Here is a 21,543-nt window from a genome sequence, read left to right on the forward strand (position 1 = left end):
CGGTAATGGGACTTATACCTTCACCCCAACTGCTGACTTTAATGGTGCAGTTAATCTTTCCTACGGTGTGAGTGATGGTACAGATACCTTAGCTGGACAAACTCAGACTTTCTCTGTGACTCCGGTTAATGATGCACCAACTGTAGCAAATGCGATCGCAAACCAAACCACTCTAGAAGATGGTTTCTTCAGCTTTACCCTTCCCGCCAATACCTTTGCTGATGTTGATGCAGGTGACAGCTTAACTTATACTGCTACTCTCGCTAACGGCAATTCTCTACCTACCTGGTTAACCTTCGATGCTGCTACCAATACCTTTAGTGGCACACCCGACGACCCAGATAACGGCACAATTAGCATCAAAGTTACCGCGACTGACACCAGCAATGCCAGTGTTAATGATACCTTTGACCTGACCGTAACTCCTGTCAACGATGCACCTGTAGCTGGTGATGACTCTTTTAGTGCCAATCAAAATACCCCATTGACCTTGCTATCTGGCGACCTGTTAGCAAATGATACCGATGTAGATAGCCCTACTTTGAGCATCTCTGCTGTCAGCAACAGTGTTAACGGTAGCGTAACTATCAATAGCAGTGGCAATGTCGTCTTTACTCCCACCACAGGTTTTAGTGGGGATGGCAGCTTTAGCTATACCGTCAGCGATGGCAATGGTGGCACTGACTTAGGCATGGTAACAGTAGCTGTCGGGGTTAACCTCAACGGTACTAACAAAGATGACGTTATTAACGGTACACTCGGCAACGACATCATTAACGCCCTCAATGGTGATGATAATGTCTTCGGCAATGCTGGTAACGACAACCTTGTTGGTGGCAATGGCGATGACATACTCTATGGCGGTGCTGGTAACGATCAACTTTATGGCGGTAACAGCAATGACTTCCTCTATGGTGATGCTGGTAACGACCATCTCGAAGGTGATAACGGTGAAGACAAACTTTATGGCGGTGACGGTAACGACACCCTTTTCGGTGGTAATGGTGAAGACTTGCTTGTTGGTGGTGCTGGTAATGACTTCCTCAACGGTGGCAAGCAAGATGACATCCTGACTGGCGGTACTGGTAGCGATATCTTCGTCTTCGAGAAAGCCGCAGGTAGAGATAAAATCACTGATTTTAGTTTAGGTCAGGGCGATAAAATCGGCTTGTCTGGCTTGAGTTTCAATCAGTTGTCCTTCTCTGGTGATGAGATTCGTTTGGGTAATCAAACTTTAGGCATATTGACCGGGTTTGATACTACTACACTGACACAGAACAACTTTATCTCTGTTTAAGTGGATTAGATATCTCTGATTGAGAATGTAGGGACGTTATATAGAACGTCTCTACAAGAGTTTTCGGTATATCGTATTATTTGTTTAAAACTATTTAACCATTTACGTAGGCAAAATCGTAATTATTATGATTATTAATGGTACTTCCAATAACGATGAGTTAATTGCCCAACAAGGTGATCAAGTCTTTGGATTTGCAGGTGATGATACCCTAGATGCAGCTAATGGTGATGGAAATAACATCCTTGACGGTGGATCTGGCAACGACAAGCTTTTTGGGAATAATAACGACACCTTAATCGGTGGTGATGGAAATGATAGCTTATATGCTAAAGGTGATTCCGGTAATAACATCCTCAATGGTGGTGCTGGAGAAGATGACTTATATGCTGAAGGTAATTCCGGTAATAACATCCTCAATGGTGGTGATGATAGCGATCGCTTGTTTGTCTTAGAAGGCGATAATAACAGCCTGAATGGTGATGCTGGAGATGATGAGCTTTATGTCATGGACGGTAGCCTTAACACTCTCAAAGGCGGGGTTGGTAATGATTTTCTTCAGACACTCAGCATCACAGGTAACAACACCCTAGAGGGTGGTGAAGGTAATGATACTCTGATGGGAACACTGGCGAGCGATAGCTTATTTGGTAATGATGGAAATGACTTACTCTACGCTGGTAAACAAGGTACTAAAATGATTGGCGGTAATGGATTTGACCGCTTTTATCTTGGTAATGGTTCAGTTCCTGATGTACCCGCAGAAGTATTAGATTTTACAAAAAGTGATGATAAAGTTGTCATTGCTGGCATCCCTCAAGTCCATAATTTTGAAGACATCATTCTAGAGCAAGTTGGGAATGACACAATTGTCAAAGCTCTAATTGATAGTAGTGAAAAAAACTTGGGCATTTTACGAAATGTCCTCAGCAGTGATCTAGATGCTTCTAATTTTGATTTTATAATTCCTGTTTTCTCAATTACTGATGCTGCATCTATTGAAGGTAATGATCTAAATTTCACCATTACCCGCACCGATGATATATTAATTGAGCAAACAGTGACTGTATCCACATCCATAAATACAGGAGATACAGCCAGTGTTTCTGACTTCACTGCTCAAACTCAAACTATCACCTTTGCTCAGGGAGAAACCCAAAAAATCTTTACTGTTTCCAGCATACTAGATAGCTTATTCGAGAGTGCTGAAACTTTTACTGTGACTTTAAGTAATCCCACAAACGGATCAATTATCAATTCTACAAATGGCATAGCCAAGGGAACTATTAATGATGAAGATATACCTCTAGCCGTTATTACCAACAACAGCATATTTAGTGTTAAAGGAGTTGGTGATACAGTCAGACTCAAAGCCACCTTAATAGAAAGCAATTCTACTTTTGTCAACGAACTTGGTGTATTTGTTGTTGACAATGCCGAAGGTAGAATTAACGGTATTGCACCAGGGGAACAAGGTTACAATGAAGCCGCTTTTAACCGAGCAAAAACCCAAGGTGAAGGTATTTTTTCTGCCATTGCTAATCTTCCTAATCTGTTTAAAACTGACATTGAAACTAATAGTCTGACACGACTACTGGAATTTGATTCTGGTAGTTACTTAAAATTCTTTTTAGTCAAAGACGGTACGGTTGATGCTTTCAAAGCCGGACTCATTGAAAATACCAACATTTTATTTGCTGATTCTTCAAACCAAATCATTACACAAGAAGAGGGTAATTTTACAATTTCCTGGAAAGAAAATACGACTAAGACCAACTTCGATTCTCTAGTAGTGAAGATAGAATCAACTGATGAATCCTTAACTATAGGTACAGCACTACAAGAAGAAAGCCAAGCAAAATTAATTGATTTACGAGATATATCAGGTTTGGTAAAAGCAGACTTTTCTGTGTTTAGAGAAGCTGCATACAACAACGAGGTCTATTTTTATGAAGTCAACAATGCTCAAGGACAAATTGGCAGCCTGGAAGCAACTTCAGCTAATAGAGCCAATTACTTACAAGCAGCCATCAACAATCTGATTAAAGATGCAGAAACTGGTGAAACCATCAAATTTGCTGTTTCTAACCAGGGTCAATTCACAGACAGTGCCATGATTACAGGTGGTTCAATCTTCGCTCCCATGATCATTATCAATGGCACTTTGTCACAGTTGACTGATAATAATACTGATAATGATCCTCAAGTTTATTTCCCTTACTTGGGAGTCAATTCTGATGGAGTAGACCACATTCGCTTATTAGCAGACAATACATTTGGTTTCGAGGACTTATCTGGTGGTGGTGACTTGGATTACAATGATTTAATTATTAAATTGAACTTCACTGTCCAGTAATCTGTGAAAAAATAATTGACTTTAATTCTGGCATCTTCTGTGGTAAAAAATCTGATAAACTAAGCGAAAAATCACGATTTATGAATCATCAAGGTACAATTATCTGGCTAACAGGTTTAAGTGGAGCAGGTAAAACAACGATCGCCTCGTCTGTTGTCCAAGAACTACAAAGACGCGGTTGCAGAGTAGAATTACTTGATGGTGATGTTGTTCGCACTAATTTATCTCAAGGGTTGGGATTTAGTAAAGAAGATCGGGATATCAATGTTCGCCGTATTGGTTTTGTTGCCAATTTACTCAGTCGTAATGGCATAATAGCGATCATTGCAGCAATTAGCCCCTATCGAGAAATTCGAGAGGAACTAAAACAGACAACTACTAACTTTGTGGAAGTTTACGTTCAAGCACCATTAACGGTTTGCGAATCCCGTGATATAAAAGGACTTTACGCTAAAGCTAGGGCTGGACAAATCCAAAATTTCACAGGTATATCTGATCCTTATGAAGAACCTTTAAATCCAGATATTATTTGTATTACTGATAAATTTACTGTTGAACAATGTGTTTCTCAAGTAGTCATTTATTTAGAGAAGCAAGGATATATTTCTATAATAAATCATTAATTTACAACATTAACCCATTTCCAATTTACCATCTTTAACTAATTTAAACTTTGTCCCTCGCCATTCAATTGTATTACCCACAAACCCGCAACACCAAATTATAAAGCGCACTATATCTGCAACAGGAATTAACCAAAAATACTTTTTAGTAACTGCGTCATCAAGAAGTTTTACCCCTATTACCCAAGCCATAATAAATCGCATTAATAAAGTTATGGAGAAAACCAACCAAGAAAGAATAGAACCACTGCTAGTTATCAATAATAGTAAACTAGAAATTGTCCCAAAAGTAAATATTAATCCGGCATAACCCCAAGGACGAGAAACACGAATACAACGCGCCCAACGGATTTGACGGTTGATAGAATCAAATAAGTTACTATATCCTAATCCGTGTTCTACTATATAGTTAGATAAAACTACTTTTTCACCTGCTTGCGTTGGTAAATAGCCGAGTTGATAGTCGTCTGCTAAATAATCAGCTACAGCCGCAAAACCGCCAATTTTCGCTAATGTGGTTTTGCGAATGACAATGGTTGAACCCAAGGCAAATTTTATCCCTTCTAATTGTTTACTAACTAAAATGCCGGGTTGAAAATCTGTGGCTGTACAAATAGCTTCTAAAATTGTGGCTATTCCTTGGGCTGTGGAACGATATAAACAGGTAACAACGCCGACTTTTTCATCTTGTAAAGGTTGAATAACTGTTTGCAAATAGTTTGAACTAACATAAATATCACTATCAGCAATTACTAAAATAGCATGGTTGGCACCGGTGACAGCATTAGCTAAGTTACTGATTTTTAAATTTGCGCCGATAATATGATCTTTCACCACCAAACTAATATCTATTTCGGGGAATTGTTGAATTAATTTCTTAACTACTTCTATACTAGGGTCTGTGGAACTGCGGACACCAAAAATAATTTGATACTGGGGATAATCTTGTTGACAAAATGAAGCTAAGTTGGTGTAAGTCCCCTTATCAACACCACACAGCGGTTTAAGGATAGTGACAGGGGGATGAAATTCCGGGTTTATGGGAGGAGAGTCATGCAAAAATGCTATCGCTGTATAAACCCCATAGGTGTAAAATAAAACGGCTGATAAACAAAGAATTAACATCAGGGGAAAGGAATCAGGGAGTAAAACAACTGACAACTGACAACTGACAATTGACATAATGAATCTAATTTACTTTCTTTTACGGTCTTCTTGGAAAATGGTAGCGATTGCTATTACCACAGGTTTTTTGAGTGGTGGTAGTAGTGCGGGATTAATCGCCCTGATTAGTAGTGCAGCGAGCAAAAGCAATGCTGCACCTTTGACAACTATAGCCTGGGGTTTCGTTGGTTTAGTCACCGTGGCCTTAATTACCGGCGTGATTTCCCAAATCATGTTAATTCGCTTATCTCAAAATGCCGTTTTGCAATTGAGAATGCAGTTAAGTCGGCAAATATTAGCGTCGGAATTAAGTCATTTAGAACAATTAGGAAATCCCCGCTTATTAGCAACTTTAACAGAAGATGTCCAAGCGGTAGCAAATGCTGTATATGTGATTCCCTTTTTATGTATTGATATATCAATGGCATTAGGCTGTTTACTATATATAACTTGGCTATCTTGGTTAGTATTTATCATGGTTGTGGCTTTAATGATTGCTGCTATTGCTAGTTGTAAATTATTATTAGATAAAGGCGAAAAATTATTAGCTTTAGCCCGTGAAGATCAAGATGCTTTGTTTAATAATTTTAGCACCCTTACAGCGGGAATCAAAGAACTAAAACTCCACTATCAACGCCGTCAATTCTTTCTGAGTAATCGTTTAGAAGCTACAGCCAGCAGATTTAGAAATCATAATGTTCAAGGTTTAACTTTATTTGCCACAACTACCAGTTGGGGTAAATTAATATTTTTCTTTGCTATTGGTTTTGTCCTTTTCATTTTACCGCATTTATTCGCTATTGATGCCGAAACTTTATCCGGTTACATTCTCACTTTCACTTATTTAATGTTGCCTATGGATAATATTTCCAATAATTTACCATTAATTAGTAAAGCCAGTGTTGCTTTACAAAAAATCGAATCTTTAGATTTATCTTTAGCCAGTCGGGCGGAAATTGCCACAGCACCACCTCATGCTCTCACAAATTGGCACAGTTTACAACTAAAAAACGTCACTCACACCTATTACACAGATAAAGAAGATAATAGCTTTATTCTTGGGCCAATTAATCTTACCCTTTATCCCCAAGAATTAGTTTTTATTGTGGGTGGAAATGGTAGCGGTAAATCATCTTTAGCGAAATTAATCACTGGTTTATATATTCCTGAAAATGGCGAAATTATCTTAGATCAAAGTTTGATTAATGAAGCTAACCGCGAATGGTATCGCCAACATTTTTCCGTCGTTTTTTCTGATTTCTACTTATTTGAAGAACTACTAGGATTAGAAAATAATAACTTAGATATTCAGGCTCAAAAATATTTACAAAAATTGCAACTTGATCATAAAGTTAAAATTGAAAATGGGCAACTTTCCACCACATCTCTTTCCCAAGGACAACGAAAACGTCTAGCATTACTAACAGCATATTTGGAAAATCGCCCAATTTATTTATTTGATGAATGGGCTGCTGATCAAGATCCCCTATTCAAAGATATATTCTATACCCAATTATTACCAGAATTGAAAGCACAGGGAAAAACAATTTTAGTAATTAGTCATGATGATCATTATTTTCATTTAGCCGATAGAATTATTAAACTAGACTATGGCAAAATTGAATTTGATCAACTCCCACAAACTTAGGCATTAACAATGACAGAAGCGAAAAACGTACTGGGGACAAAATTAGAACTTTGCTGCACTTCTCCCATGACTGGCTTTTACCGCGACGGATTTTGTACCACAGGTGGACAAGATACGGGAATGCACGTTGTTTGCGCTCAAGTTACAGAGGAATTTTTGCAATATACTAAATCCCAGGGAAATGATTTGAGTACACCTGCACCTCATTTTAATTTTCCTGGCTTAAAACCTGGTGATTGTTGGTGTTTATGCGCTGCAAGGTGGCAAGAAGCCTTAGAAGCTGGTGTTGCACCGACCGTAGTTTTAGAAGCCACCCATGCTAGGGCTTTGGAAGCTTGTAATTTAGAAGATTTGCAAAAACATCGGGTAATTCGTAATTAGGAAAGTGGTTAATAATTATTAGCAAATATAGCAATAGTATATGAATTTTGAAAAAATCTAAGTAGCCAGGGAATAAATTCCCTGTCTCAAAGCTAAAGTCGGTTTTAACCGACTGTTTTTAGAGTGCGTTTTAACGCACTTTTGCTATTAGCCCGGAAATTGATTTCCGGGTGGGTGTGGAGGCTAAAAGAGTTATTTACTGCTTTTACTGACTTGAGAACGTTCTAAAAGATCATTCAAGTCCTTTTTTGCTTCTTGAGTCAATTTCAAACTAGCTAAATTAGCTACAATGCTTAAAGGGACATTAACTCGGTCTGATTGTATCCTATTAAATAATAATAAAATGACTATCAATAACGTTACCATTGTAGATAAAATGGTAATACTAACACCTAAGTAATAAGTAACCCTTGATTGATGAACTAACAAATCAATGATTTGACTTTGCTTTTCTTGAGTAATTTGAATATGTGAATCTTTTGGGGATTTTTTAAACCAGTTAAACATAACTCTTAACTCCTATTTTGATGATTTATCTCAGTTCGTTTTTGAACTTAATAACAATATAGAAATTTCATTCAAAATGAGAAAGATGAAAAAAGGGTTTTCTTCGTGAAAACTTTTCCCCAAACTTTAGGGAATTTAGTGAAATATCAATACCCCAAATTCCCTAGACAACAATAATCCATATTTGCTATAGTAGAGAAAATTAAGCTACTACTAATTTATATTCATGAATAAACCAGAAAAAGTACAAGCTAGTGAGGCAGGAAAAGCTAAACTAAAAGAAGTATATAAAAAAGCAAGTTTTACTATAGAAACTCTAGCAACAACAGCAAATGCTAGTCAAGACCAAATTAAATATTTAATAGGACAAAATACCCAAAAAGTAAAAGCAGTTGATAGATACATTATAGAAAATGTAGTGAATGCTATAAATGCAGGATTTAAAAAAAATGATATAGATGAAAAACTCACACCATCAGATATAGTTGATGATTGGTATCCACCACTAATACCAACAGAATTTACAACCGTAATTGCAGACAAAACCCAAATATTTTGCGGTCGCAAATTTGTATTTGATGCTATTACCGAATTTATCAAAGATAACAAAAGTGGCTATTTTACCATCCTTGGTGATGCGGGAATGGGTAAAAGTGCTATTTCTGCCAAATATATAGTAGATAATCCTGGAACAATTTGCTTTTTTAATATTCGCGCTGAAGGTAGAAATCGTCCCGATGTATTTCTGAGATTAATTCGTCAACAATTAGTAAATAGGTTTGATTTACAGAATGTAGAAAATGATGATTTATCTACTTTATTAATTAAAGCTAGTCAACAATTATCTAATTCTGAAAATTTAGTAATTGTTATTGATGCTTTAGATGAAGTTGATCAAGAAGACAACGGAAATCTATTAAATTTACCGATGTATTTACCGGAAAAGGTTTACTTGATTTTCACCAGAAGACCTTATAATTTAGATGATAAAAGATTAACTCTTTCCCCCGATACTAAATATCAAGAATTAGATTTGAGGGAATATCAGGATAAAAGTAATAATGATGTAAAAGCCTATATTAAAGAATTTATGGATTTACAAGAATATAAAGCACGTTTAGAAAATTGGATAATACAACAAAGGAATTTGTCAGTAGATGAGTTTATTAAAACTATCGCTGCTAAAAGTGAAAATAATTTCATGTATTTACGCTATGTTTTAGAAGCAATTGCAGAAGGATTTTATAAAGATGAAAAACTAGAACAATTACCCGCAGGTTTACAGGGATATTATGAGAGTCATTGGCGCATTATGGGAATGACTGCTAGACCTTTACCCAAGGATAAAATTAAAATCATTTATGTAATGTGTGCTTTAGAAAGTGCCGTATCCCGTGAAATGATTGTGAAATATTCCCAGGAAGATGATCTCACAGTGCAGGAAGTTCTCAAAGGTTGGACACAATTTTTACAGAAACAAGAAACCTATCAACCGGCTCGTTATCGCTTTTATCATGAAAGTTTCCGCGATTTTTTACAACGTCAGGAGATTGTGGAAGCTGCGGGGGTGAGTTTACCTCAAATCAGCGCGGAAGTTGCTAAAAATATGGCTGAGGGATTAATACTATGAGTAACTTTCGCACTTGGTTTGATAAAAAATCAGAGGAAGCACAAGAACAGTTTTTAGGTGAATATACCCGATTATTGTTAGCAAATGAAGAGTATAAAAAACTGTGCCAATTATTAGCTAACTACTACTTTATCGAAGCGAAAATTAATCATCCTTTATTTGGAGTAAAAGCACTGATTGAAGATTATGATTTATTAGATACTTCAGGAATCATGAATAATTTAAAATATGCAGAAACTATCAAATCACTAAAATTAGTTCAAGGTGCTTTATCCAGATCAGCACACATAATATTTCGAGAGCCAAAACAACTCAAGGTACAACTATCAGCACGACTAAAATATTTTGATTTACTAGAAATTGAAAATTTGTTAGCACAAATCGCCACAGATAAAAATATAGGTTTATATAGTTTAATAGGTAGCCTCACACCTCCTGGTGGTGGTGGATTAATTCGCACCCTCTCAGGTCATAGTAACTTGGTAAATGTGCTTGCAGTCACACCCGATGGTAAAACCCTGATTTCTGGTTCATCTGACAACACTATCAAAATCTGGGAGATAGGAACACGTGCAGAAAAGTTCACGCTAAGAGGTCATAGTGACTGGGTAAGAGCGCTCGCAGTCACACCCAATGGTAAAACCCTGATTTCTGGTTCATATGACAATACTATCAAAATCTGGGATTTAGGAACACGTGCAGAAAAGTTCACCCTTAACGGTCATAGCTCCTTGGTAAATGCGCTCGCAGTTACACCCGATGGTAAAACACTAATTTCTGGTTCATCTGACAAAACTATCAAAATCTGGGATTTAGGAACACGTGCAGAAAAGTTCACCCTAAGAGGTCATAGTAACTCGATAAGAGCGCTTGCAGTCACACCCGATGGTAAAACCCTGATTTCTGGTTCATCTGACAACACTATCAAAATCTGGGATTTAGGAACACGTGCAGAAAAGTTCACCCTTAACGGTCATAGTGACTGGGTAAATGCCCTCGCAGTTACACCCAATGGTAAAACCCTGATTTCTGGTTCATATGACAAAACTATCAAAATCTGGGATTTAGGAACACGTGCAGAAAAGTTCGCCCTTAACGGTCATAGTGACTGGGTAAATGCTCTCACAGTCACACCTGATAGTAAAAACCTGATTTCTGGTTCATCTGACAAAACTATCAAAATCTGGGATTTAGGAACACGTGCAGAAAAGTTCGCCCTTAACGGTCATACTAAATCGGTAAATGCGCTCGCAGTTACACCCGATGGTAAAACCCTGATTTCTGGTTCATATGACAATACTATCAAAATATGGGATTTGGGAACAGGTGCAGAAAAGTTCACTCTTAAAGGTCATAGAACGATTGCATTCACACCCGATGGTAAACCCCTGATTTCTGCTTCAGGTGGCAACACTATCAAAATCAGGGATTTAGGAACACGTGCAGAAAAGTTCACCTTCACTAATAATAGTGACTGGGTAGAAGTGCTTGCAGTCACACCCGATGGTAAAACCGTGATTTCTGCTTCAGGGGACGATACTATCAAAATCTGGGATTTGGAAACAGGTGAAGAAATAGCAACTTTCACAGGAGAAAGTCCAATAAAATGCTGTGCAGTTGCTCCCGATGGGGTGACAATAGTAGCGGGAGAAGAATCGGGAAGGTTACATTTTCTGCGTCTGCAAGGAAGGTGAAAATGAATACCTTATCTTTCTCTTCCCCAGACTTACAATCCATCATCCTCAGCAAAACAGAAAATTTTGTTGGTCGTGATTTTATTTTCACTGCTATTAATAATTTTCTCCACCGTTACCCCAAGGGTTATTTCACCATTGTGGGTGTTCCCGGTAGCGGTAAAAGTGCCATTCTTGCCCAATTTGTGCGCCAAAATCCCCATACTATTTATTACAATGCCCAAATTGCGGGTAAAAATCGAGTTGAGGCATTTTTTCCAGAGGTTTGTACACAGTTAAATTTATTGTTAGAGAATTTATCTAGCACCCCTCCCCAACCCTCCCCGCAAACCATGACAGAGACAGGATTTATCAATGCAAATGAGGGAAGTTGGTTATTTTCTACTTTATTGCAACAAGTCAGCGAGAAATTACCAGATCAGAAAATAATTATTGTGATTGATGGTTTGGATGGAATTGATATAAATAGTCAAGCTGTAGGAACGAATTTATTTTATCTACCGCGATATTTACCCGATCAAATTTATTTTATTTTCGCTCGTCGTCCCTATCAAAAATCCCATAGTGGCTTGTTAATTGAAGCACCTTCACAGATTTTAGATTTAGCAGATTATCCAGTGGAGAATAGGGAAGATATTAAAGCATATATTCAGAGAAACCTAACCCCCCTAACCCCCCTTCCCTACCAGGGAATGGGGGAACAAGAGTTTTCTAACTCCCCTCTCCTCCCAGGAGAGGGGTTGGGGGAGAGGTTTAATGAAAATGAAGATAATTTTATGTATGTGCAACAAATTTTAAAAGCTATTGCTGATGGTTTTTATTCTGCAAATGATTTTGAGCAAATTCCACCAGATTTAGAGGTCTATTATCAACAACATTGGCAAAAAATGCAAGGTCAGGGTTTATCTGATGTTGCGATGGATATATTGCGGGTTTTGACTGCTGAAGAAACTCAACCCATGTCAACAGTAGCTATTAGTCAAATTATCAAAGCTGATGTTTTTGATGTGGCGGAAATTATGGAAACTTGGTTAGAATTTCTGCAAGAAATACGCACAAGTAAGGAAACTCAATACCAATTATATCATCACAGTTTTCGGTTATATCTTCATTATTACAGCACTTTGCCTAACGGTTAAATACAATAATTAATCGCAAAGTGCTGTATATCATTTTAGTTTTCCCGGTTTAAAAGCCGGTGATTGTTGGTATTTACGCGCTGCAAGAGGGCAAGAACCACGCTAGGGCGTTAGAAGTTTGTAATTTAGCAGACTTGCAAAAATATCGGGTAATTCGTAATTAAAAAACTGCCACTAACTCAAATTATTAACTCCGACATTTTGGAGTTTTTCCATAATTAGGAGTAGCGTCAGGATAAAAGGTACGAATAGCACCTTTTTTAGCAACAAAAATATTTGCAAATGTTTTGCCGTTATCAGTCACACTCAACAAACAAGCTTTGGGAGTTGCATTTAAACTAGGGTTATTTTTGTATGCTTTAGCTGCAATAGTTAAAATCTCTTCGGCATTGAGGGTGTAACCATATCCTTTGAATGGATCATTGACGATGCGATTGCCCACTTTCATGCTAACACCAAAGGAATAAACAGCCCCTGGTTTCACCTCAGATTTTTTCACAGACTGAGGTGAAATTCCCGCAATACCTCGTTTCTGTAAATCTAAATAACGTCCAGCATAGTGTAAACCACCAATTTTAGTTTCTCCGGGTTCACCACAAAAAACATGATCGAATCCTTTTGCATTAAACCAAAGATTAGTTAAATCTTCCAGAAATTTTGGATTAGAAGTTCTATCTGGAAAAATATAACCCCCAACATTAGTTTTAATATTGCTGAGAACATTGGGAAAACTGTTAAACATGGTTTTGAATTCAGTAGGTTTAACCACTTTTCCTAATTTCCCACATAATTGATTAACTGCTTGATCAAACTTATTCAATACAGGAGGAGGAGGAGTTAAATCTTGTCTACCACCAAATTTAACGTTAACAGGATTATCAATATTATCAAAGAAAGGTAAAAGTTCCTCTGCGCTTACCAAGGTAGGACTAGATAGAGTAGTTACAAAAAATAGTCCTGTTGCTGAAATTAAGCAGAGAAATCCATTTAACTTGTTTAACATCATTGGCATCTCACTGGATTCACGTATTAATATAAACAGCACCAAAGTACCATTAAACTATTAATCGTGTCAATTGTTACTAATTAAAATTCATCATGTCCCCAAATTCTTCCATCATTTTCTCCATTAATTCTTCCATCATCTCCTCCTGCATAGAACGGAGACTTTCGGGACCTGCCAGAAATTCCTTAATCGTCATTTTTTTATCTTTAAAATCTTTGACAAAATCACGAATTTCTGCAACGATTTTAGTTTGATTTTGCATGGTTTCCAGCATCACTTCAATACAATCAACACCTTGTTTAGCTGCTTTTTTGTAATCAGCAACCATAGACCCTTCTGGGGTATTTTTTGCTAATCGGAGTTCTTGCTTCAATTTCTCATACTGATTTTTGAGAATTTGATTGTGTTGTTCTATATTTTTACATTTGCGACTTAAATCATCCTCACTATTATTATCAATTGTTTCTCCGACTTCATATTTACGTTCAATTTCCAAAAGTCGCGCTAAATCTCCTTCTTGGTAAGCTTTATTAATTTCCTTCATTATTTCTGTGTGCGTCATTTGGGTTTCATTATCTTTAACCTTATCAGGGTGAAAGATTTCCGCTAATCGCAAAAATGTCTGTCGGACTTTTCTAGATTCATCTGTTCTCGCTACTGTGGGAGATTCTGAATCTCCTTCTGCTTCCCAAAACTGACGACGACGTTGATGATTTTCTTCAGAATCATCATTTTCAAATAGTTCATCTAATTCTTCATCATCATCTTCTTCATCATCATCAATGGGTTTATAACTAATAATTCCTCCCTTTTGTAAACTTCTGTACAGTGATTGGATATTTTTCTGGGTTTGTTTTCCCATCTTTCTCGTAGTTAAAATTTCGGCAAACAAAGCATGAATTTCTGCATCTAATTCTGCCATTGTTTTCATATTCGGACTAACTCGATGAAATACCTCTGTAGCTAAAGAACGCATTTTTTCGACAAAGTTATTTAATTCTGTCCGCTTTTTCTTAATTTGCTTTAATAAAGATTCGTGTTCTTTCTCTAAACCCTGTAACTGAAGATGTAAGTCAGAAAGAGCTAAGGGAGTTACTGTAGTTGAGGATGCTGTTTTTGTTTTGCGTGCCATAATAGTAGATGCAAGTAAAATCAGGGTATTTATCTGTGTTTATCCGCGTTTATCTGCGTTCAATTATTCTTGAAGATTCTACACAAATTCAATAAAAGTTAAAATGGACAATAACAGACGGTACTAAACAACATTATATTTTAAATATTGATGTTTATACAAGATTCTTAATTAAATTAGCTGGTTATAATTACTTAATTTAAACCCTTTCACAGTCAACATTTCCCGCACTTGTTGACTCAACAAAGCCGCTAATTCTACTTCACCACCGTTATTTATATCAGTATTCACTAAATCAGGATGAGAATAAATTTCTACTAATTCCGCTTCTATTTGCGGTATCAAACCTAGTAAATATTTTTCGCTCATGTCACCAGTTTGTAACAATCCATAAACCCTGTTAGCAAATTTAATTTGATTTGCTTTTAATAAACCTTCTCCATAACGGCGTAATTGTCCAAAAACAATAGACCAAATTATTTTAATCAGTAAGTTGCGTTTATCAATCTTCAGATTTTTTGTTAATTCTTCGGAAGGTAAACGGATAAATTTAATCTGAAATTCTGGGGCAAATTCGGTTAAAATATTCAAGATTACAGGATGCACATGAAGGTGCAAATGTCCATCAACATGAGCAAGATTTAAACCAGAATCCCGAAATTTTTCTAATTGAGCATATATTTCTAACCGCAATTCTGCACGGGTAGCTTGATTAAATTGATAACTTAATCCTGCTTGAGTAGGATCATTAGAGAAATTACCTTGAGAGTCTACTAAATGAGGAATTTTTGCAGGTGGTAAAACTGATTTACCACAAACTAAAACCAGGTGTAAACCAACTGCTAAATCAGGGTGATTTTTTGCTAGAGCGATCGCCTCTTGTGCTGCATCACCACTTACCATTAAACTAGTGCTAGTTAAAATCCCTTCCTCATGGGCTTTAATAATCGCTGCATTTACACCGGACGAAACACCGAAATCATCAGCATTAATAATTAAATAAGACATTGGTAAAAAGTGATGATGATTAAAAATGTTTGAATCAGGATACCCAGGATTAAAGGATTAACAGGATTAATTAAAAAACCCTCAGAAGATAATTAAATTAAATCCTGAACATCCTTAAATCTTGTAAATCCTGATTCAGACAGTCCTCAGAAGATAATTATTAAATCAAATCCTGAACATCCTTTAATCCTGGATATCCTGATTCTGACAATTTACCTAGCTAAAGCTTGAGTCCGACGTTCATTCAAATAACCAAAGAACTCCTTACCCTCGCGCAAACGACGAACTAACATTTGTCTATCACCAAGCATTTCCCGCACAATGGGAATAATCGCTTTTGGACGGAAGTAAAACTTGCGATACATTTTTTCAACAGCATCTTCAATTTCTGCACTGGAAAGAGTTGGATATTGCAAAGTTGAAGTTTGAATACCGGAAGTTGCTACTAAAGACTCATTCGCAAACCAACCCTTTTCTCTAGCTTGGTCATACAATTCTGTACCAGGATAAGGTGCAGCAATAGAAACTTGAATTGTATGGGGACTCAATTCACAAGCAAAGCGAATTGTTTCTTCTACAGTTTCTGGAGTTTCTATTGGTAAACCAATAATAAAAGTCCCATGAACAGTAATACCAAGTTTGTGGCAATTCTTCATGAATTCTCGCGCCACTTCTAGCTTAATGCCTTTTTTGATATTATTGAGAACTTCTTGATTACCAGATTCAAAACCTACCAATAATAACCTTAAACCGTTATCCCGTAAAGTTTTCAGAGTATCATAATCTAAATTAGCACGAGCATTGCAACTCCAAGTTAAATTGAGTCGCTTCATGTGTTTACTAATTGCTATTGCTCGATGTTTGTCAATGGTAAAAGTATCATCATCAAACATATACTCCCGCACCTTGTCCCCAAAGAGAACCTTAGCCTCTTCCATTTCTCTGCCTACGGCATCGGGGCTTTTATGACGGTATAAATGTCCGCCAATAGTTTGCGGCCACAAACAAAAAGTACATTTTGCCGGACAACCACGCCCAGTATAAAAAGAAATATAAGGATGTTGCAAATAGCCAATAAAATATTTGCTAATATCCAAATCACGGGCATAAACTGGTAACACACTGGGCATAGCATCCCAGTCATGAATTAAAGGACGTTCTTCAGTTTGGTGGATATTTCCCAACTTATCCCGGTAACTCAAACCCTTGATTTCATCCCAAGGTTTCCCCTCTGCCAACTCCTTACAAGTATAATCAAATTCATTGCGGCAGACAAAATCAATTACTGGATTTTCCCGCAAAGTTTCTTCTGGTAAAACCGCAACGTGCGCCCCCACAAAGCCAATTTGCACATTAGGGTTTTGCGCTTTGATCGTTTCTGCACACTTAACATCATTCGCCAAAGAAGGCGTGCTAGTGTGCATAATTACCAATTCGTAATCCTTGGCAATTTTTAACACATCATCCACAGTTTGCCCGTGGGGAGGTGCATCAACTAACCTACTGCCAGGAACTAAAGCCGCTGGTTGTGCTAACCAAGTGGGATACCAAAAAGAAGTAATTTCTCGTTTTGCTTGATATCGCGCCCCTGCACCACCATCAAAACCATCAAAAGATGGTGGACTCAGAAATAAAGTAGTTTTCATGAATATCTCTCACACACAAATTTTTATTTTGGTAATATACAATTGTTTCCTCTTACCTGTTCCCCGTTCCCCGTTTCCTGTTCCCTCTGACCTAACTAGCTTTGACGTTCACACCCATGAGGTTTTCAATCAGGGAAATAACATCACTGCGGCTGAGTTTTTCCTTACCACTGGCTAAAGCATCAAGAGTACCATGAGCTAAAGCTAGAGGAATTTGGCAAAATTGCAAAGCTGGCCCCTCTGGCAAAGAGTTGGTATAAGCATCTGCTAAGATAAGATTGCGACGGGCATATTCTTGGAGATGATCGTTATCCCAACCCACGGGAGAAAAGCTGACCCCACGGGTTAAATCCTCAGAATTGTTCCGCAGAATATTTACTGCTTGCAAACCCCTACCAAATCCTATGGCTTGAGTGCGGTTGCTTTGAGTTCCATCATACCAGTTCCATAAATCCGAGAGTAACAAGCCTACCGCACCCGCTACTCCAAATGTATAACGGTCTAAATCAGCTTCTGTTTCTATTTTCCAATTTCTATCTGCCCAGTAAGCCATTCTATCAGCCATTGCGGCTGTTGCATCCCAAATCCGGGGAGCAATGCTTTCAGGTGCTAATATTGACCATTCTCTAATGCGTAAGCTGACTTCCTGTAAAGAATTTTCGTATCCGTCAAATCCCACAGAAAAAGCATCAAGGGGAAAACCATCTACTCCAGCTTGTAATGTCAGACTAATATTTTGCAATAGGTGTTTTTTAGTCTCATTATCCAATTTTGGATCATCTTCAATTTGATCAATTGCCCGCATACACAAGTATGCTGATGCTACCGCTTCTTGCAATCCTGATGGTAAAATACTAATTGGGATATAAAAAGTTCGACTAGTGTCTTTGAGGATTTGCAAAGCATCTCCACGTAAATCCATTTTGTTAACTCCTCTCTTTATTTTCACACCACACACAATTCGGATTTTTTTTGATGATACTGGCTTTAGTTTTTACTAAACCTTAAAAACCATAGATACCCTAGTATTTAATCTAGGAATTAACAGTTTATGGTGTCGTACTTAACATAAGTCTCAAGTTTATCAAAGTTTAGTATAGTATATAAGGTTTTGGTAACAACAACTTTGGCTATAAATTTAGACAGAGCAAACCCCAAGTTTTGAGTATAAAAAAAATATTATTGCTTAATATTAACTCAACTTAATTTACTGCTAATCCGCTGGAGGAACAAAATTTGTCGAGATTTTGAGTCTATTACCATCACCTACAAGTTTTTATTAACGCAATATTCGACACTAAGTATAATATTGATACTATAAAAACTGTATCTTATCTCATTTTTCACAAAAAATAACCTACACACCTATTTTTTTGCTTTAGTCTTGCTTGTTACCTATCTCTACTAGGAAGTATGGCTATCCACAGTCAGTTATCACAAATGAAATAGGATATTTATATAAATAGTGAATTTTGTCCAAAAGTGTTCATTTTGTGTAAAGTATATGCAGGTAAATGGCAAAATATCACATTCATTCCCAAAAATTGGCTAAAATCTACCTGATAGACCTTAATTCAATCAGGGCAGTGTCAATAAATTACTCAGAATTCAGCTATTGTCAACGTACCTACAACATCCCTAGTTTAATATTTTAGAGGTATCAATGGAGTTTAATAATCTTAGCAAAAAAACAAACGAATATAAAGAACTTAAAGAAAAACCTCAAAGACATTATCCCCCTACTAAAGGTAGTCTTAAAGCTAAAGAACCTAATCCAGTCAATAATAGTACCCTGAGTGATGATGACAATCGTGGTCGAGTAGCAATTTTTATTGATGGCTTAAATCTATTTCATGCCGCATTGCAACTAGGAATTGAAATTGACTATGTAAAATTGCTTTGTCGTTTAACTAAAAGTTCTCGATTATTACGTGCCTTCTTTTATACGGGAATGGACAGTGGCAACGAAAAGCAACAGGGATTTCTTTTATGGATGCGTCGTAACGGCTATCGTGTAGTTACTAAAGATATGAGTGTAGTTGTAGATAATTACAAAAGACCAAATCTGAATGTAGAAATTGCCGTTGATATGATTACTTTAGCACCCTATTATGATACAGCTATTTTAGTTAGTGGGGATGGAGATCTATCTTATGCGGTTAATGCCGTTAGTCGGATAGGAGCTAGAGTAGAAGTAATTGGTTTGCAAACAACAACTAGCGATAGCGAAGCCCGATCTAGAAATTACCTTATTGATGTGGCTGATGAATTCATAGATTTTGATAGTATGAAACAACACATTCAAAAAGATTCTTGTATCGGTTATAGTTACCGAACTCCTTCTAATTACTAGCTTTAAATTCCCAGTACCTAATTTTTTGTGATACCAAATATAAAATACTTGTAAATTCTGGGGTCTTAGATATTTATTACGCTATCCTCAAACTCAAAAAATTTGAGGTACTTAATGTTGCATTTTATTTGGCACTTTTTTAAAATCTATGCTATATCAGTGTAGAAATAGCTAATTAACATTAACAAGTATAATCACCATACTTTAAAATTCAGTTTTAAGTAAAGTATGATTGCTGATTAATGTGTTGTTAGTATTCACTTAAAATGTATCCTCAATAGATACAGCAGAATTCAGGAGTCAGGAGTAAAACCTGCTTCATGCTTGATATCCCAGCGTGGCCTATGCCTACGACAGCTACGCTAAAGCCGTATTTCCTATAACTTATATTATTAAAGGAGTAGGTACTGTGAATCAAATTCAGTTAACTTTAGTTATTAGCTATGTCCTAATGACTGGCTATTTTTTTACCAATTGGTTAACCTTTTCTCTCCGTCATCCTACATCTTCTCCAGAGGATAAATTTTTCTCCTTTATCATGTTTATTATCACCACTATTTTGTGGCCTGTAGTAATTGTGATTTCTTGCTTAGAAATCCTTAAAAAAGGCAAGTTAGAATTTACTATGGTAGTTCCTGTGCTTTTAGCAATATTCGCGTTTAGTATTTCCTACTATTTAAGTTCGGTACATGAACATTGGCTGTGTTATTATGATCTTTTTTGCCATGCTTAAATAACCATCGTAACTGGTTTTGAATTTTGAATTGCTTATTGTTTTTTTTAAAGTCTACATCTGGAAATCTGACTCCCTGAATTTAAACTTTAATCATCTTCATATTCTGCCCAAGAATTAGCAGTTTCCGATACAGCAACCTTAAGTTTTATATCATTCGATAACCGCTTTTTAGTTTCGTCATAAATATATTTAGCAATCATTTCCGCCGTTGTTTCATATTCAGGTGGCATCACCTCATTTAAAATACAATGATCTAGCCCTCCCTGAGTCATATCTTTTTTAGCCCAACGTAAACTTCTAAAATCAGCCACCATAACTGGGTGAGGACAGTATTCTGAGGAATGCAAAGTTGATGACTGCGCTTCAATTCTCACCTTATAAGTATGTCCGTGCATTCTCCCACAAGGACCATTATAGTCTTTGATATAGTGGGCGCTATCAAAGGTAAATTCTGTACTTAGTTTCCATTTTGGCATCTTGATATACTCTTTGCTAATTGGTAATTGGGAAAATTCTTCCCCCTGTTCCCTGTTCCCTAAATATGCAATTTAACCTAAATTTGTACTGATGTTAACTCAATCTTTGCTCATTGGATCTGCCTTAGTTAGAAGATGGTGAGGATACGATAAAAAACACACAGTATATCTATCAGGTTATAGATGTATACAGGATTCCAAATGCTTGAAGTTATTGCTGTTGCTGGGCTATTACTGATTCTTGGCGATTTTGTTTCTACCTTCTTCTATCATGTCCCTGAACACGTTTTTGGTAGCCTCCACCTGACAACTCATCATTCCTGGAAAAAGAATTTTCGCCACTATGCTATTTTAACATTTAATCCCCAGGTGCTTTTAGATGGGATTTTGGGAGCTTTGCCCTATTTACTAGTAGCCGTTTGGTTATGGCAGTTATCACCCATAGGCGTAATTTGTGGTTTGTTGCTTGGGCAGTTCCATGTGTGGTGGAGACACGTAATTTCTTTAGGGTGGCAAACACCTCAAGCTGTAACGGTTTTGTGTAAATTTTTATTTGTTACTACGCCGGAACAACACTGGTTACATCACCAAAAAACTAACATGGGTTTCGGGGATATTTTCACGTTTTTTGACCAACCTGCAAAAATTTGGCTGCGTTGGTTGCGGTTACTGAGAATGTATTGGCGTTCTGATCCGGAAACTCACATTTCTCGATCAACTCGATTTTGACTAGAATTACCGACTTAA

General features: G+C 36.9%; 19 protein-coding genes. 11 read left to right on the forward strand and 8 right to left on the reverse strand.

Annotated elements, in window-relative coordinates:
* The 3 genes from FJR11_RS07135 to cysC all read left to right on the forward strand — a co-directional run.
* A partial coding sequence (locus tag FJR11_RS07135; RefSeq protein WP_168503021.1) for a tandem-95 repeat protein occupies nucleotides 1–1,297 on the forward strand: 1,297 nt, incomplete at its 5' end.
* Nucleotides 1,298–1,424: 127 nt separating this feature from the next.
* Complete coding sequence (locus tag FJR11_RS07140; RefSeq protein WP_168503022.1) at nucleotides 1,425–3,653, forward strand: DUF4114 domain-containing protein; 2,229 nt, start codon at nucleotides 1,425–1,427, stop codon at nucleotides 3,651–3,653.
* A 32-nt stretch (nucleotides 3,654–3,685) separates the two neighbouring features.
* Entirely contained in the window at nucleotides 3,686–4,276 is a 591-nt protein-coding gene (gene cysC / locus FJR11_RS07145; protein ID WP_371417482.1) for an adenylyl-sulfate kinase, read from the forward strand.
* A gap of 9 nt (nucleotides 4,277–4,285) precedes the next feature.
* Here cysC and hpnI read toward each other — a convergent pair whose 3' ends face one another.
* On the reverse strand, nucleotides 4,286–5,458 hold the full coding sequence (gene hpnI / locus FJR11_RS07150; protein WP_174762963.1) for a bacteriohopanetetrol glucosamine biosynthesis glycosyltransferase HpnI: 1,173 nt from the start codon (nucleotides 5,456–5,458) through the stop codon (nucleotides 4,286–4,288).
* Between the two features lies 1 nt (nucleotide 5,459).
* On the opposite strand from hpnI, the gene FJR11_RS07155 reads away from it, so the two are divergent.
* Together FJR11_RS07155 and FJR11_RS07160 are read left to right on the forward strand one after the other, a co-directional pair.
* Nucleotides 5,460–7,088 carry a cyclic peptide export ABC transporter gene (locus FJR11_RS07155; RefSeq protein ID WP_168503024.1) on the forward strand — a complete coding sequence of 543 codons (1,629 nt, stop codon included), beginning with the start codon at nucleotides 5,460–5,462 and terminating at the stop codon, nucleotides 7,086–7,088.
* A 9-nt stretch (nucleotides 7,089–7,097) separates the two neighbouring features.
* Nucleotides 7,098–7,469: a DUF2237 family protein gene (locus FJR11_RS07160; protein WP_168503025.1), complete on the forward strand. Its 372-nt coding sequence runs from the start codon at nucleotides 7,098–7,100 to the stop codon at nucleotides 7,467–7,469.
* A gap of 192 nt (nucleotides 7,470–7,661) precedes the next feature.
* Here the strand turns inward: FJR11_RS07160 and FJR11_RS07165 are convergent, their stop codons facing one another.
* The gene (locus FJR11_RS07165; protein WP_168503026.1) at nucleotides 7,662–7,976 is read right to left on the reverse strand and encodes a hypothetical protein; all 315 of its coding nucleotides are present in this window, start codon (nucleotides 7,974–7,976) and stop codon (nucleotides 7,662–7,664) included.
* 226 nt (nucleotides 7,977–8,202) lie between these two features.
* On the opposite strand from FJR11_RS07165, the gene FJR11_RS07170 reads away from it, so the two are divergent.
* Genes FJR11_RS07170 through FJR11_RS07180 form a run of 3 tightly spaced genes read left to right on the forward strand, consistent with a single transcriptional unit; the run spans nucleotide 8,203 to nucleotide 12,439 of the window.
* Complete coding sequence (locus FJR11_RS07170) at nucleotides 8,203–9,606, forward strand: ATP-binding protein (protein WP_168503027.1); 1,404 nt, start codon at nucleotides 8,203–8,205, stop codon at nucleotides 9,604–9,606.
* Complete coding sequence (locus FJR11_RS07175; RefSeq protein WP_168503028.1) at nucleotides 9,603–11,300, forward strand: WD40 repeat domain-containing protein; 1,698 nt, start codon at nucleotides 9,603–9,605, stop codon at nucleotides 11,298–11,300. The genes FJR11_RS07170 and FJR11_RS07175 overlap by 4 nt, the downstream gene beginning before the upstream one ends.
* A 2-nt stretch (nucleotides 11,301–11,302) precedes the next feature.
* Complete coding sequence (locus tag FJR11_RS07180; protein WP_168503029.1) at nucleotides 11,303–12,439, forward strand: ATP-binding protein; 1,137 nt, start codon at nucleotides 11,303–11,305, stop codon at nucleotides 12,437–12,439.
* A gap of 187 nt (nucleotides 12,440–12,626) precedes the next feature.
* Here the strand turns inward: FJR11_RS07180 and FJR11_RS07190 are convergent, their stop codons facing one another.
* From FJR11_RS07190 to FJR11_RS07210, 5 genes are all read right to left on the reverse strand, one after another.
* Nucleotides 12,627–13,445 carry an EndoU domain-containing protein gene (locus FJR11_RS07190; RefSeq protein ID WP_254444706.1) on the reverse strand — a complete coding sequence of 273 codons (819 nt, stop codon included), beginning with the start codon at nucleotides 13,443–13,445 and terminating at the stop codon, nucleotides 12,627–12,629.
* Between the two features lie 76 nt (nucleotides 13,446–13,521).
* Nucleotides 13,522–14,577, reverse strand: a complete 1,056-nt coding sequence (locus tag FJR11_RS07195) for a J domain-containing protein (protein WP_168503030.1) — start codon at nucleotides 14,575–14,577, stop codon at nucleotides 13,522–13,524.
* A 171-nt stretch (nucleotides 14,578–14,748) separates the two neighbouring features.
* Nucleotides 14,749–15,585, reverse strand: a complete 837-nt coding sequence (hpnK, locus tag FJR11_RS07200; RefSeq protein ID WP_168503031.1) for a hopanoid biosynthesis-associated protein HpnK — start codon at nucleotides 15,583–15,585, stop codon at nucleotides 14,749–14,751.
* Between the two features lie 212 nt (nucleotides 15,586–15,797).
* On the reverse strand, nucleotides 15,798–17,231 hold the full coding sequence (gene hpnJ, locus FJR11_RS07205; RefSeq protein ID WP_168503032.1) for a hopanoid biosynthesis associated radical SAM protein HpnJ: 1,434 nt from the start codon (nucleotides 17,229–17,231) through the stop codon (nucleotides 15,798–15,800).
* Nucleotides 17,232–17,322: 91 nt separating this feature from the next.
* Nucleotides 17,323–18,153, reverse strand: a complete 831-nt coding sequence (locus FJR11_RS07210) for a squalene/phytoene synthase family protein (protein WP_168503033.1) — start codon at nucleotides 18,151–18,153, stop codon at nucleotides 17,323–17,325.
* A gap of 741 nt (nucleotides 18,154–18,894) precedes the next feature.
* On the opposite strand from FJR11_RS07210, the gene FJR11_RS07215 reads away from it, so the two are divergent.
* Nucleotides 18,895–19,584, forward strand: a complete 690-nt coding sequence (locus tag FJR11_RS07215; protein WP_168503034.1) for an NYN domain-containing protein — start codon at nucleotides 18,895–18,897, stop codon at nucleotides 19,582–19,584.
* 409 nt (nucleotides 19,585–19,993) lie between these two features.
* Nucleotides 19,994–20,317 (forward strand): hypothetical protein, encoded by a 324-nt coding sequence (locus FJR11_RS07220; protein ID WP_168503035.1) that lies wholly within the window; start codon nucleotides 19,994–19,996, stop codon nucleotides 20,315–20,317.
* 89 nt (nucleotides 20,318–20,406) lie between these two features.
* Here the strand turns inward: FJR11_RS07220 and FJR11_RS07225 are convergent, their stop codons facing one another.
* Nucleotides 20,407–20,796: a 6-carboxytetrahydropterin synthase gene (locus FJR11_RS07225; RefSeq protein WP_168503036.1), complete on the reverse strand. Its 390-nt coding sequence runs from the start codon at nucleotides 20,794–20,796 to the stop codon at nucleotides 20,407–20,409.
* Nucleotides 20,797–20,997: 201 nt separating this feature from the next.
* On the opposite strand from FJR11_RS07225, the gene FJR11_RS07230 reads away from it, so the two are divergent.
* Nucleotides 20,998–21,525: a fatty acid hydroxylase gene (locus tag FJR11_RS07230; RefSeq protein ID WP_168503037.1), complete on the forward strand. Its 528-nt coding sequence runs from the start codon at nucleotides 20,998–21,000 to the stop codon at nucleotides 21,523–21,525.
* Nucleotides 21,526–21,543 lie beyond the last annotated feature (18 nt).

The organism is Anabaena sp. UHCC 0187 (assembly GCF_009712035.1).
GTDB lineage: Bacteria > Cyanobacteriota > Cyanobacteriia > Cyanobacteriales > Nostocaceae > Dolichospermum.